Origin of the sequence: Rothia santali, assembly GCF_024199905.1 — a bacterium.
Classification (GTDB): domain Bacteria; phylum Actinomycetota; class Actinomycetes; order Actinomycetales; family Micrococcaceae; genus Rothia; species Rothia santali.
In genome coordinates this window covers 1-13960 of the sequence record NZ_JANAFB010000021.1, presented here as the reverse complement: position 1 = coordinate 13960, position 13960 = coordinate 1, and the positions used below count along the sequence as shown (strand labels likewise).

Sequence of the window (13960 nt, the reverse complement as noted above, 5' to 3'; positions counted from 1 at the left end):
CAGGAGGTCCAGTGAACACCACGCGACGCCGCTTCCTCGCCGGATGCCTGGGCGTCCCGGCCCTCGCCCTGGCGGGGTGCTCCGACGAGGCCGACCCGGCCACCCCCGGGGGCGCTGCGTCCGCAGACCCCGTGCGCTTCGTCTTCGCCAACGCCGCCGAGGCCCCCACGCTGGACCCCTCGGTCACCGCGACCCTGGAGACCTCCCGCATCGCCGCGCAGATCCTCGAGCCGCTGGTGCGCGCCAATCCCGACACAGGCACCGCGGTGCCGCACCTCGCCGAGTCGTGGAGCATCTCCCCCGACGGCCTCGCCTACACCTTCACCCTCCGCCAGGACGTGCGCTTCCAGGACGGGACGGACCTGACCGCCGACGCCGTCGCCCGCAACTTCGAGCGCTGGCTGCGCAACACCCGCGCGGAGAACGTCAGCCAGACGACCTACCAGAGCATCTTCCGCTCCTCGACGCCGGAGGGCGAGCCCCGCGACTCCATCTACCAGGGCTGCGAGGCGCCGGACGAGCGCACGGTCGTGCTGCGCATCGCCGACCGCTACCCGCCCCTGCTCAAGGCTCTCACCCAGCCGGCCTTCGGCATCGGCTCCCCCGCGGCGTTCGAGGACGAGGAGGCCTACCTCGAGCATCCGGTGGGCACGGGACCGTTCCGCATGGGCGAGCGCGAGGGCGGGACCGTGACCCTGCGCCGGTTCGACGACCACTGGGGCGAGGCCGCCCAGCTGGACGAGCTCGCGTTCACCTCCATCACCGGCGCGGCCAAGCGGTACTACCACCTGGTGCGGGGGGACGTCGACGGGTACGACCAGGTCGGCCTCGACGACTTCGTCAGCCTCGCCCGCCGCGGCATGCAGGTCCAGCAGCGCGATCCCTACTGCGTCGCCTTCCTCGCCCTGAACCAGGACTTCGGCCCGCTCAAGGACCGCGGCGTGCGCCAGGCGGTCGCCCACGCGATCAACCGCGGCGCGGTGGCCCGCGGCTACTACCCGGAGGGGACCAACGTCGCCAACGACTTCACCCCCGCGCTGTTCCAGGTGGGCGGCGAGGACACCGGCTCGGCCTACCGCCAGGACCAGGGTCTGGCGAAGAGCCTGCTCGAGGAGTCGGAGTACGACGGCGAGGAGCTCACCTTCTACTACCCCACGGACGTCTCGCTGCCCTACCTGCAGCAGCCGGCGGCCGTGTACGCCGAGATCGCCGCGGACCTCGTCGAGGCCGGCTTCGCGATCCGCCCCGTCCCGGTGCGCTGGGGTGACAATTATCTCAAGCGCATCGCCGGCGAGGACTCCTCCCGCGCGCTGGCGTTGACCGGCATCACGGGCACCTACCGCGACCCCGCCGACTTCGTCTCGCCCCTGTTCGGCCAGGAGAACCCGCTCCTCGGCGCGCGCGACGAGGAGCTCTTCGCCCGTGTGCGCAGGGCGGCGGCGCTGCCGGACGGCCAGGAGCGCTCCGACCTGTACCGCAGCATCAACGAGCGGGTGGCCGAGGAGATGCTCGCGGTGCCACTCGCGTTCCCCGTCTCGGCGGTGGCGCTGTCGCAGCGCGTGCGCCAGTACCCGCTCTCCGCGACGGGCGTCGAGAATTTCGCCCACGTGGAGGTTCAGGACTAGGCTCCGAAGGGAGGGGCTTACCGGTTCCCCGCCCCGTTCCCGCGCCGTGTCGCCCGGGCCCGCCGCGGACGATAACCTAAAGGCCCGGGACCACAGCAGCTCACCACACGAGTCGCGATCGCCCATGTCGCGTCGCAGCATGGGCGGACGCCAGGACCAGCCGCGCGCACCCGCGGAGCGGCAGCACAGGAGAATGCCACCGTGACCACCACGCACACCACCGACGTCGCCCTCATCGGCGGCGGGATCATGAGCGCCACCCTCGGCGTCCTGCTCAAGGAGCTGGAGCCGACCTGGGACATCACGATGTTCGAGCGCCTGGACCGGGTGGGTGCCGAGAGCTCGAACCCCTGGAACAACGCCGGCACCGGGCACTCGGCCCTGTGCGAGCTGAACTACTCCCCGATGGGCAAGGACGGCCGGGTGGACCCCGCCAAGGCCCTCAACATCAACGAGCAGTTCCAGATCAGCCGCCAGTTCTGGACGACGCTGGTGGAGGAGGGGAAGATCGCCGACCCCGGCTTCATCAACCCCGTCCCCCACATGTCCCTGGTCTTCGGCGAGGAGCACAGCCGCTACCTCAAGAAGCGCTACGAGGCCCTGGCCCCGCAGAAGCTCTTCGAGAAGATGGAGTTCTCGACCGACCAGGCCGAGATCGCCGAGTGGGCCCCCCTGACGATGAAGGGCCGCGACGCCTCCGAGGCCGTCGCCGCCAACTACTCGCCCGAGGGCACCGACGTCGACTTCGCGAACCTCACCCAGCAGTTCACCGACCACCTCGAGGCCAAGGGCGCCTCGGTGCGCTTCGGCCACGACGTCAAGGACCTGCGCCAGGAGTCCGACGGCTCGTGGACCCTGCAGGTCGCCAACCGCCTCAACCCCGACGACGACCTCGTGGTCCGCGCCAAGTTCGTCTTCCTGGGCGCCGGCGGCGGCGCCCTGCACCTGCTGCAGAAGTCTGGCATCCCCGAGGGCAAGGGCTTCGGCGGCTTCCCGGTCTCCGGCCTGTTCCTGCGCAACTCCCACCAGGCCACCGCCTCCCAGCACGATGCCAAGGTCTACGGCCAGGCCTCGGCCGGCGCGCCCCCGATGTCCGTGCCGCACCTGGACACCCGCTTCGTCAACGGCGAGCGCTCCCTGATGTTCGGGCCCTACGCCGGCTTCAAGACCAACTTCCTCAAGCACGGCTCGCTGCTGGACCTGCCGAAGTCGATCCGGCCGGACAACATCTACCCGATGACGCGTGCGGGCCTCGACAACCTCGGTCTGGTGAAGTACCTGGTCACCGAGCTGGCGAAGTCCCAGAAGTCGAAGTTCGACGCCCTGCGCGAGTACTACCCGGACGCGACCGAGGGCGAGTGGGAGATGATCACCGCGGGCCAGCGCGTGCAGGTCATGCGCCGTGACGCCAAGCGCGGCGGCGTCCTGCAGTTCGGCACCGAGCTGATCACCAAGGGCGACGGCTCGATCGCCGCCCTGCTCGGCGCCTCCCCCGGCGCCTCCACCGCCGTGCCGATCATGCTGAACCTCGTCAAGCAGTGCTTCCCGGACCGCGTCGAGGCCTGGAGCCCCCGCATCCGCGAGCTGGTCCCCGGTTACGGGCACAAGCTCAACGACGAGCCGGAGCTGGCCGAGGAGCTGATGAACCACACGGCCCGGGTCCTGAACATCCGGAACTGACGCACGGCCCACGGTTCTCGAGCGCCGCCGGGCGCGCCCCTCGCGGGGTGCGCCCGGCGGCGCTTTTGCACGCGGATTCGGGTACGTTTGAGCCAGGGGCGTCACGCCCAGTCAATCACCCATCACCGCGGGAAGCGGCGCACGATTCCGTTACGGGGAAGCAGCCATGGAACTGACAGACCAGACCATCGACCGGGCGGGGGAATCCGCCTCCGCCCACCGCGAGAAGCCTGACAACATCGCGAAGATCTCCAAGCCCGGCTGGGGCTACATCTTCGAGCGGGCCCTCAACTCCTTCACGAGCAACGGGTGCACGGACCTGGCCGCCTCGCTCACGTATTTCACGGTGCTCTCGATCTTCCCCGGGCTGCTGGCCGTCGTCTCCCTGCTCGGCGTCTTCGGACGCGGCGAGGAGACCACGCAGGCGATCCTCGACTTCATCCAGCCCTACGCGCCGAGCAGCCTGATGCAGCTCATCGAGGGCCCGATCACCCAACTGACCACCTCGACCGGCGCGGGCCTCGCCCTGATCACCGGTGTCGTGGGCGCCCTGTGGACCGCCTCGGGGTACGTCGGCGGCTTCGGCCGGGCGCTGAACCGGGTGTACGGCGTCGTCGAGGGGCGGCCGATCTGGAAGCTGCGCCCGTTCTACCTGCTGGTCACCTTCATCATGGTGGTGATCGTGGTCATCATGATGCTGCTGGTCCTGAGCTCGGGCGACGTGCTGAGGTTCTTCGGCGACTTCATCGGCCTGGGCGACACCGCGGTCATGGTCTGGAACTGGGCCCGCTGGCCGGTCCTGGTCCTCTTCGCGGTGGTCCTGATCGCGCTGCTCTACTACGCGACGCCGAACATCAAGCAGCCCAAGATCCACTGGCTGAGCCCCGGGGCGATCTTCGCGCTGGTCTTCATGGCCGTCGCCGGTGCCGCCTTCGGCTTCTACGTCTCGAACTTCGGCAACTACAACGCCACCTACGGCACGCTCGGCGGCGTCATCGTGATGCTGCTGCTCATCTGGATCATGAACAACGTGCTGCTCTTCGGCGCGGTGATCGACTCGGAGCTGGAGCGGGCCCGGGAGCTGCAGGCGGGCATCAAGGCGGAGGACCACCTCCGCCTGCCCCCGCGCGACGTGCGCCAGGCGGAGAAGATGAAGGACGCGCGCAGCAATCTGGTCGAGCAGGGGCGCGCCCTGCGGCTGGACAACGACCGGATCGACTACTCCGAGGAGAAGTAATAGCGGCGGACGGGGCAGAGACGGACGGAATCGGGGCGGACGGCCCCGGGGCGAACGGCATCGGCGCAGACGGCGCCCGGGCGGACGCGGTAGCGGCGGATGCGGCCGCCCCGGCGCGGCTGCGCTGGACCCTCCGCGCCGCGGCATCGCCGGCGGAGCAGACGCCGCTCCTGGCCCTGCACGGGTTCGCGACCACCGCCTCCCGGTGCTGGGCGGATACGGGGTGGCTGCGGCGCGTGGGGCGGGACCGCGACGTCGTCCTGGTGGAGCTGCCGTGGCACGAGGACCCGCGGCTCGGCGGGGAGGACGACGACGCCGCCCGGACGGGCACGCTGGACCTCGGCCCCGCGGGCCCCGGCTCGCCCGCGGTCCACGACCTGCTCGACGCCCTGGGCGAGGCGGCCCTGGCCGCCGCCGGTGCCTCGGGCGGGCACCGGGTGGACGTGCTCGGGTACTCCTTCGGCGCCCGCCTGGCCTGGGAGCTGGCGGCCCTGGAGCCGCGGCTCGTCCGCCGCCTCGCGCTCGGCGGGCTGCCCGCGGGGGACCCCCTGGCGGATCTGGTCGCCGGGGGCGGCCTCGGCGCTCGGGACGAGCTCGTCGCCCAGAGCGGCATCGCCGCGGGGGACGACCTCGCTGCCGGGGGTCGCTTCCCCTCCCGAGGCGGCCCCTCGCTCGGGGCCTCCCCTCCGGCGGGTGCCGCGCCGGCCGCGGTGCGCGGGCTGCTGGAGGCCTCCGACCTCCCCCGCGCCGGGCTGGTGCGCTTCGCGCGCACGTTCGGGCGCGACCGCTTCGATCCGCGGCCCCCGCCCACCCAGCCGGTGCTCCTGGCCCTGGGCGGCGCCGACCGCGTCGCCGCCGGGGCGAGGCGCTGGCCGGCCTCCTGCCCGCGGGCTCCCGGTTCCTCGACCTGCCGGGGCGCACCCACGTGGACGCCCTGACCTCCGGCGTCTTCGCCCGGGCCGCCCGCGGCCATCTCGACGACGGCCGCGCGGCGCCCCTCTGAAACGCGGGACCCGACCCCCTTCCCTGTGATTGACTGGACACCGACGGCGCCCCGGCGGGCTGCCGGGCCGTCCGAATCGACAGTGAGGAGCCCCAGGAATGCAACAGGTCAAGGCGGTCATCTCCCGCAGCAAGGACGCACCCGTGGAGGTCACCACCATCAACGTCCCGGATCCCGGGCCGGGCGAGGCCCTGGTCAAGGTCCTGACGTGCGGGGTGTGCCAGACGGATCTGCACTACAAGAAGGGCGGGGTCAGCGACGACTTCCCGTTCCTGCTCGGCCACGAGGCGTCCGGCGTCGTCGAGGCCGTGGGCGCGGGCGTGACCAACGTGGAGCCGGGCGACCGCGTCGTGCTGAACTGGCGCGCGGTGTGCGGCGAGTGCCGGGCGTGCGCCAAGGGCGAGCCGCAGTACTGCTTCGCGACCCACAACGCCGAGCAGAAGATGACGCTCGAGGACGGCACCGAGCTGGAGCCGGCCCTGGGCATCGGGGCGTTCGCCGAGAAGACCCTGGTGGCCTCCGGGCAGTGCACCAAGATCGAGGGCGACCTCGACCAGGACCAGTACGCCGCGGTGGGCCTGCTGGGCTGCGGCATCACGGCCGGGATCGGCGCCGCGATCAACACCGGCGCCGTCAAGCGCGGCGAGAGCGTGGCCGTGATCGGCTGCGGCGGCGTCGGCACCGCCGCCATCGCCGGCGCGGCCCTGGCGGGGGCCACGACCATCATCGCGGTCGACATCGACGACGAGAAGCTCGAGACCGCGCGCGGCCTCGGCGCGACCGACACGGTCAACTCCCGCGGGACCGACGCGGTCGAGGCGATCCGCGAGCTCACCGGCGGCTTCGGCGCGGACCTGGTGATCGACGCCGTCGGGATCGCCGCGACCTTCGAGCAGGCCTTCCGGGCCCGGGACCTCGCGGGCCGCGTGGTGCTGGTCGGCGTGCCCGAGCCCGGCACCGTGCTGCAGATGCCCCTCGACGAGATCTTCTCCCGCGGCGGCTCGATCAAGTCGGCCTGGTACGGGGACACGCTGCCCTCGCGCGACTTCCCGATGCTCGTGGACCAGTACCGGCTCGGCCGGCTGGACCTCGACGCCTTCGTCTCGGAGCGCATCGGTCTCGAGGACATCGAGCCCGCGTTCGAGAAGATGCAGCAGGGCCGGGTCCTGCGCTCCGTCGTCGACGTCGCGGAGGTGTGAGCGTGACGGACGTGAGGATCGACCGGACCGAGACCAGCGGCACCTTCTCGCTCGACGGCGGCACGTGGGAGGTCGAGAACAACGTGTGGGTGGTCGGCGACGACTCCGCCTGCGTCGTGATCGACCCGGCGCACGACCTCGACGCCGTCGCGCGCCTGGTCGGGGACCGCACCGTCCAGGCGGTGCTGCTGACCCACGCGCACGACGACCACAGCGCGCTCGCCCCCGAGGCGGGCCGGCGGTTCGGGGCTCCGGTGCACCTGCACCCCGAGGAGGCCCCGCTGTGGCGGCTGGCCCACGGCGAGGACGCCCCCGAGACGACCGACCTGGCCGACGGCCAGCGCATCGCGGTCGGCGACACCGAGCTCGAGGTCCTGCACACCCCCGGCCACTCGCCGGGCTCGGTGTGCTTCTACGGGCCCGAGCTGGCCTGGGAGGGTGAGACGCCGGTGGTGTTCTCCGGCGACACGCTGTTCCAGGGCGGGCCCGGGGCCACGGGTCGCTCGTTCAGCGACTTCCCGACCATCGTCGCCTCGATCACCGACCGGCTGCTGGTGCTGCCGGTCGAGACGTCGGTGCTGACCGGCCACGGGCCCGCGACCAGGATCGGCGACGAGGCTCCCCACCGCCAGGAGTGGCTCGACCGGGGCGAGTGAGCCGCCCCGCGCCTCGTCAGGGCCCGGTGTCCGCTCCCCGCGAGGAGCGCGACGCCGGGCCCTGACGCGTCGCGGGCCGGCCGGCCTACTCGGCGTCGGCCGCGTGCCGCGGACCCTCCGGCGGGACGCGCCCGTCCGGGCCCACCCGCGGCATCGGCTCCTCGAAGTGCCGCCGCCAGAAGTACCCGTAGAGGTGGGCCAGCACGAGGTAGCCGACCGCGCTGAGCAGCGGGAGCAGCAGCGCCGAGTTGTACCCCAGCGACTCCCCCAGCGAGGCCCCCCACGTCAGCCCCAGGGCCGTGCCCGTCAGGAGCGCGGCGATCGTGGAGGTCATGACGACGTCGAGCATCCGGGTGGGCGCGACCGAGATGGCGACCGAGTCCGTCACCACCAGCGCCACGCCCACCACGATCCCCTCCGCGACCAGCGCCAGCGCCATGGTCGGCAGCGAGTCCGGCACGGACACCGGCAGGCTCACCAGCGTCAGCAGCAGCGCCGCGATCAGCCAGGAGGCCCAGCTCCAGATGCGCACGCGCAGCAGGATCACGATCAGGGCCGCGATGAGCGAGCTGATGCCGAGGATCGCGTACAGCAGGCCCACGGTGTTCACGGCGTCGAAATTGATGGCGAAGCTCACGAGCGAGGACTGCATGGAGCCCAGCAGCAGCCCGAGCGTCCCCATGCCGATCACCGGGAACCAGATGAGCCGCTGGCGGACGCGGGCCGTGGCGCACGGCTCCTCCTCGGCGGGCCGGGTCTGCGCGACCTGGGTCCCCCGGATCCTGATCACCGCGAAGGCCGTGACCGTGAGCAGGTTGATCCCGATGACGAGGAACAGCGTGGTGTACGGCAGCCAGAACACCGAGACGAGGCCCGTGATGGCCGCGCCCAGCACGATCGCGACGACGTCGGCCACCGACTCGAAGGCGAGCGAGGAGTTCAGCAGCGTCCGCGAGGACAGGCGCTGGGACTCGAAGGCCCAGCGGATCCTCGCCAGCGCGGCGACCGGCGCCGTCGTGACCCCCGTGACCGCGCACGCGATCAGCAGCCGCGGCGCCGAGCCCTCCCCCTCCTCCGCGAGCGTGTAGGACTCCGAGATGAGCCAGAGCACCGCGAAGATGTTGGCCACCACGCAGAACAGCAGCACCATCCGCTGCCCGACCTTGTGGGTCACGATGCCGTAGACGGGCACGGCCACGGCGATGCTCAGCGCGACGATGCCCGCCGCGTACCCGCCCAGCAGGATCTCGTTGGTCCAGGAGACGATCATGACCAGCGTGGTCAGCGGCAGGATGGCCATGGGCAGGCGAGCGATCACCGTGATCGCCAGGTAGCTGAGCCCCGCGAGGCGCGTCAGCAGGCGCAGGCGCTCCAGGACGCCCCGCGGCCCGTCGCGCTCCGGCGCCCGGGGCGCCTCGCCGGCCGGGGGCCGCGGGACCGCTCCGCTGTCGTCGATGCTCATGACTCGCTCACCTCGATCGTGGAGCCGCTCGGGGAGCGGCTGATCCTCACCTGCTGGGGCACGCGCGACCTCATGTCCGCGACGTGGCTGATGACGCCGATGACGCGCCCGTGCTCCCGGAGCGCCTCGAGCGCGTCCATGACCTGCTCCAGCGTGGCCTCGTCGAGGGTCCCGAAGCCCTCGTCCACGAACAGCGTATCGATCTCGATGCCCCCGGCACGACCCTGCACGACGTCGGCCGTCCCCAGCGCGAGGCACAGCGAGGCCATGAAGGTCTCGCCCCCCGAGAGGCTCGAGGCGGGGCGCGCCTCGGAGGTCCAGGCGTCGAAGACCTCCAGGCCCAGCCCCGAGCGGGCGCCGTGCCGGGCCGCGGCGTCGGTGTGGCGGACGGTGTAGCGCCCGGAGGTCATCTGGTGCAGGCGCACCGAGGCGGCCGCGGCGATCTCCTCGAGCTGCGCGGCCAGGACGTAGGTGGTCAGCGACATCTTCAGCCGGTTCTCGGAGCCGTTGCCGGCCGCGACGTCGGCCAGGTCCCGCAGGCTCGCCGCCCGCTCCCGCAGCGCGGTCGTGCGCTCGGCCTCGGCGCCGACGGCGCGCTCCTGCGCCGCGAGCCAGGCGTGCAGGGACTCCAGGCGGGCGAGCTCCGCGACGACCTCCTCGAGCGCGGCCTCGGCCGCCTCGGCCCGCTCGCGGAGCTCGCGCAGGCCGGAGGCCTCGGGCTCCTCCTCGCCGCGCTCGATCCGCTCCAGCAGGCGCCGGTGGGCGGGGGCGTTCCAGGACTCGTCGACGCGCGCCGCCTCCTCCTCCTCGCGCCGGATGCGCTCCCGCAGTGCCTCGGCGTCGGCGGCGGGCAGGGCGGCCGCGCGCGCCGACTCCTCGTCGTCGAACCTGCTGCCGCCGATCAGGGCCGCGAGCTCGGCGGCGTCGGAGGCGCTGCGCTGCCGCAGGGCCTCGGCCCGGTCCCGGAGCAGCAGGACGCGGTGAGCGGCGCGGTCGAGCTCGGCGACGGCCCGCTCCCGCTCCGCGAGCTCGGCCGCGGAGGGCGTCTCGCCCAGTGCCGAGCGCAGCGTCTCCGCCCGTTCCCGGGCCTGGGCGTGCCGAGTCCGGGCGGTCTCCGCGGCGAGCTCCGCGGTGCGGCGGCCCTCGCGATGGCGCTCGAGGGCGGCGTCGAGCTGCGCCAGCTCCTCGACGCGGCGGGGGCGCTCGGCGCGGGCCCGCTCGTGCTCCTCGAGGCGCGCCGCGCCTGTGCCGCGCGCCGCTCGGCCGCGTCCGGGTCCTCCGAGGCCCCGGCCCCGCGCAGGGACTCCGCGCGGCTCACGGCCTCGGCGTGCCGGGCCAGGGCCTCGCGCGCGCAGGCCTCCGCCGTCTCGCGCCGCGCCGCCGACTCCCGGACGGCCGCCTCCGTGATCTCTTCGCCGGGCTCGGCGAGGGCCGGGCGCGGGTGCTCCAGGCCCCCGCACACGGGGCACGGCCGGCCGGAGACGAGGCGCTCGGCCAGGGTCGAGGCCGCCCGGTCGAAGCGCGCGGCCAGGAGCCGCTCGTGCTCTGCGGACCGCTCCCGACGACGCCGCTCGGCCAGCTCGGCCTCGCCCCCAGGGCCTCGACTCGCCCGAGCTGGGCGGCCAGCGCGCGGGTGGCCTCCAGGGCCTCCGCGCCTCGGCCTCGCGGGCCGGTGCCTGGGCGCCCGCCTCGACCCGGTGCTCGAGCTCCCGCCGCGCGGACTCGGCCTCGGTCCGGGCGGCCTCGGTCCGCTCCTGGTGCCCGGCCGCCCGCCGCGCCTCCCTCGGTGCGGCGGCCTCCTCCTCGAGGGCCGCCGCGGCGGCGTCCGCGTCCTCGGCCTCGCGGAGCCGGCGCGCCGCCTCCGCGAGCCGGCGCGCGCTCGGCCAGGTCCTCCAGGTGGGTGGGGGCGGCGGTCCGGGGCGCCCCTCGTCCGGGACGGGCGCACCGGTGCCGGACGCACCGGTCTCGGGCGTACCGGTCACGGGCGTCCCGGTCTCGAACGCACCAGTTACGGGCGCCTCCGTCTCGGCGGCCCAGAAGGCTCCTCCCGCGCCGCCTCCTCCGCGGCGGGGCGGCTCACCCAGGTGGGGCGGCCCCGCAGCTCGGCGGCGCGCCGCGCCTCCCCGCAAGCTCGCGGCGGCGGGCGGACTCCTCCTCCCGGTGCCGCGCGCCCGCTCGGCGGCGGCCAGCACCGGCTCGGCGGCCTCCGCCGCGGCCAGCAGCGTCCGGTCCCGCCGCCGGCCCTCGGCCGAGCGCTCGAGCGCCCGCGCCCGGTCCGCGAGTCGCCGGTGCTCCTCCCACTCCGCGACGGCCCGGTGCGCGTCCTCGGCCCTCCGCCGGGCCACAGCCGCCACCTCGGCGCGCTCCCGCGCAGCCCGCGGGCGCGGCCCAGCGCGTCCTCGACCCGCTCGCGCGCCCGCGCGTACCGCTCCCCGGGGCCCCGCCTCGGGGGCGTCCAGGCCCTGCCGCCGCAGCGCGTCGGCGAGCGCCTGCTCGGCCCGCGCCGCCCCGTCCTCCCCGCGGGACAGCTCCTCTTCCGCCCGCTGGGCCCGCTCGCGCAGGACCTCCTGGACGGTCCCGTACAGGCTCGTCGGGAAGAGCCTCCGGAGGATCCCCTCGCGCTCGGAGGAGCTCGCCGCGAGGAACTGGGCGAACCGCCCCTGCGGCAGCATCACGACCTGGGAGAACTGCTCGCGGTTCAGCCCGATCCGCTCCTGCAGGTGCTGCCCGGCCTCGTCGTTCCTGGTCGCGACGACCTCCCACGCGCCGTCCTGCCCGCGGCGCGAGAGGGACACCTGCGCCTCCTCCGAGACCCACCCGGCGCGGGCCCGGCGGGACGGGCGACGCCACGCCGGGGTGCGCGCCACGAGGTACCGCTCGGTCCCCACCGTGAGCTCGAGCTCGACGACGGGGCGCACGGCCTCCCCCGCGAACGCGCTCTTCAGCCCCTTGCTGTTCTCGGGCGAGGTGGTCGAGCCGTAGAGGGCGAAGCACACGGCGTCGAACACCGTGGACTTGCCCGCCCCGGTGGGGCCGGTCAGGAGGAACAGGCCGGCCTCGTTGAGGGGCTCGAAGTCGATCTCCTCGCGGCCCGGATAGGGTCCGAAGGCGGTCATGGACAGCCGGTGCAGCCTCACGCGGCCTCCTCCCCCGCCTCGCGCCGCACGGCCTCGGCCACGGCGTCCGCCGTGTCCCGCCGCTCCGCCTCGTCCAGGGCCCGGCCCCGCACGCGGTCGTAGAACGCCTCGCAGGCCTCCCCCGGGGTCCGGGCGGCGGCCATGCGGCGCGCGTAGGAGACCTCCTCCCGGGCCCGCAGCCCGGAGAACGCGAGCTCCAGGGTGCGGGGGAAGCGCGCGCGCAGCCGCTCCATCGGGTGCGCCGGGCGCTCCTCGTCCGTGAGGGTGACCTGGCACAGCGCCCCCTCCGCCCAGGCGTGCTCCGGGGCCTCGAGCAGCTCCGCGAGGCTCCCCCGCAGCTGCGCGAGGGGCAGCTGGTGCTCCCACTCGCCGCCCTCGACCCGCAGGCCCCCGGCGTCGAGGTCCACGAGCCAGTAGCCCTTGGTCTGGCGCGTCTCGGAGAAGGAGAAGCGCAGGGGCGAGCCGCTGTAGCGCACCGTCTCCGCGACCCGCTGGCGGCCGTGCAGATGGCCCAGGGCCGCGTAGTCGAAGCCCTCGAAGAGCGACGCCGGGACGGCCCCCAGGTGCCCCGAGGCGAGGATCCGCTCGGAGTCGCTGGGCTCCGCGCCCACCGCGAAGCAGTGGGCCATGACCACGGCCCTGACCCGGGGGCGGTCCGCGCGGCGTTGTGCGAGGTCCTCCCGGGCGGCGTCGAGCGCGGCCCGCAGCACCTCGCCGTGCGTCGGCTCGACCCCCAGGCGCGCGGCGCTGGCCCGCGGGTCCAGGTAGGGGATGCCGTAGACGAGCACGTCCTCGGACAGCTCCACCGGGCGCGCGCAGTCCTCGAGGCGGGTCCGCAGGTGCACCCCGGCGGTCTCCAGGAGGCCCGCGGCGAATCCGAGGCGCGCCGCCGAGTCGTGGTTGCCGCTGGTCAGCACGGTCCGCACGCCGCGGCGGGCGAGCCCGGTGAGCAGCCGGGAGAACTGGTCGATGACCTCGGTGCGGGGGGAGGCCTGGTCGTAGACGTCGCCGGCGACCAGGACGACGTCGACCCCGCGCTCCTCGCACACCCGGAGCAGCTCGCCGTGGATGGCCTCCTGGTCCTCGAACAGCGAGCGGCCGTGGAACGAGCGCCCTAGGTGCAGGTCCGAGGTGTGCAGAATTCTCATGCTCTCAACCTAACCCGAGCCCGAGCCGCGGCGCGCATCGTCCACAGGCTTCTACGATGGGGGTATGCACCCCCACGACGTCGGATTCCCCGCGCCCCCGCCCGCCCGCTCCGCCTACCCCGCCCTGGTGGGCGACCTGTGGTCCCTGGCCGGCGGGGGGCCCGTCGCGGAGGCGGCCGGCCTCGTCGCGGTCTCCGAGGGCCTGGCCGAGGTGCTGCGCTGGGCGGCCGCGGGCCAGGACGCCGACGAGACCGCCTCCGTGTGGCTCGAGCAGCTGCGCTGGGCCGCGGCCCTGGGCGTGGAGACCGAGAGCGGGGCCCCGACTCCCCCGCCCTCGTGGTGGGAGGGGGACGTGGCGGAGGCGCTGGCCGCCTCGGGCGCCGGCCCCCGCCTCGAGCTGCCGGGCCTGCGCCGGGCCCTGGCGCTGGCCCAGCTGCAGTACCCGGGCCGCAACGAGCTCGGGGACCTGGACGACGCGGCGTTCATGGACCGCCTCGTCCCGCTCGCGGTGCACCCGCGCGACTCCCCCGCCCACCTCGGACAGCTGGCCGTCAACCTGACCTGCCTGACCCACGGCCACCCCGAGGCGCTCGCGACCGGGATGGTGTGGGCGCTGCTCCTGCGGGCCTGCGCGGTCCGGGCGGAGGAGCCTCGGGACGCAGCCGGGGCGGCCTCCGACCCGCGGGAGGCAGCCTCCACCCCCCGCGAGACGCCCGGCGCGGCGCCCGAGGTGCCGCACGCGCCGCTCGAGGTCCCGTCCCCGGCCCGGGCGCTCGCGCGAGGGCTCGACGACGTGCGCGAGCTCCTCACCGG

The 13960-nt window shown here is 74.4% G+C and carries 10 protein-coding genes; 7 read left to right on the top strand and 3 right to left on the bottom strand.

Annotation, left to right across the window (positions count from 1 at the left end; all coding sequences use genetic code 11):
- Positions 1 to 11 precede the first annotated feature (11 nt).
- From NBM05_RS09475 to NBM05_RS09450, 6 genes are all read left to right on the top strand, one after another.
- Entirely contained in the window at positions 12 to 1625 is a 1614-nt protein-coding gene (locus NBM05_RS09475; protein WP_254166790.1) for an ABC transporter substrate-binding protein, read from the top strand.
- 117 nt (positions 1626 to 1742) lie between these two features.
- A complete protein-coding gene (locus NBM05_RS09470; RefSeq protein WP_309248150.1) occupies positions 1743 to 3305 on the top strand; it encodes a malate:quinone oxidoreductase in 1563 nt (520 codons plus the stop codon).
- A gap of 166 nt (positions 3306 to 3471) precedes the next feature.
- A complete protein-coding gene (locus tag NBM05_RS09465; protein WP_254166787.1) occupies positions 3472 to 4542 on the top strand; it encodes a YihY/virulence factor BrkB family protein in 1071 nt (356 codons plus the stop codon).
- A 236-nt stretch (positions 4543 to 4778) separates the two neighbouring features.
- Positions 4779 to 5480 (top strand): hypothetical protein, encoded by a 702-nt coding sequence (locus NBM05_RS09460; protein ID WP_373689317.1) that lies wholly within the window; start codon positions 4779 to 4781, stop codon positions 5478 to 5480.
- A 163-nt stretch (positions 5481 to 5643) separates the two neighbouring features.
- Positions 5644 to 6744, top strand: a complete 1101-nt coding sequence (locus NBM05_RS09455; RefSeq protein ID WP_254166786.1) for an S-(hydroxymethyl)mycothiol dehydrogenase — start codon at positions 5644 to 5646, stop codon at positions 6742 to 6744.
- Positions 6745 to 6746: 2 nt separating this feature from the next.
- Positions 6747 to 7400, top strand: coding sequence for an MBL fold metallo-hydrolase (locus NBM05_RS09450; protein ID WP_254166784.1), 654 nt, complete (start codon positions 6747 to 6749; stop codon positions 7398 to 7400).
- Positions 7401 to 7485: 85 nt separating this feature from the next.
- On the opposite strand, the gene NBM05_RS09445 is transcribed toward NBM05_RS09450, so the two are convergent.
- The 3 genes from NBM05_RS09445 to NBM05_RS09435 are packed head-to-tail and all read right to left on the bottom strand — an operon-like array spanning position 7486 to position 13147.
- On the bottom strand, positions 7486 to 8862 hold the full coding sequence (locus NBM05_RS09445; protein ID WP_254166782.1) for an MFS transporter: 1377 nt from the start codon (positions 8860 to 8862) through the stop codon (positions 7486 to 7488).
- Positions 8859 to 11999, bottom strand: a complete 3141-nt coding sequence (locus NBM05_RS09440) for an AAA family ATPase (protein WP_254166781.1) — start codon at positions 11997 to 11999, stop codon at positions 8859 to 8861. The genes NBM05_RS09445 and NBM05_RS09440 overlap by 4 nt, the downstream gene beginning before the upstream one ends.
- Positions 11996 to 13147 carry an exonuclease SbcCD subunit D gene (locus NBM05_RS09435; RefSeq protein ID WP_254166780.1) on the bottom strand — a complete coding sequence of 384 codons (1152 nt, stop codon included), beginning with the start codon at positions 13145 to 13147 and terminating at the stop codon, positions 11996 to 11998. The genes NBM05_RS09440 and NBM05_RS09435 overlap by 4 nt, the downstream gene beginning before the upstream one ends.
- Before the next feature lie 64 nt (positions 13148 to 13211).
- Here NBM05_RS09435 and NBM05_RS09430 point away from each other — a divergent pair.
- Positions 13212 to 13960 (top strand): ADP-ribosylglycohydrolase family protein (locus tag NBM05_RS09430; protein WP_254166779.1); only part of this gene is annotated, 749 nt, incomplete at its 3' end.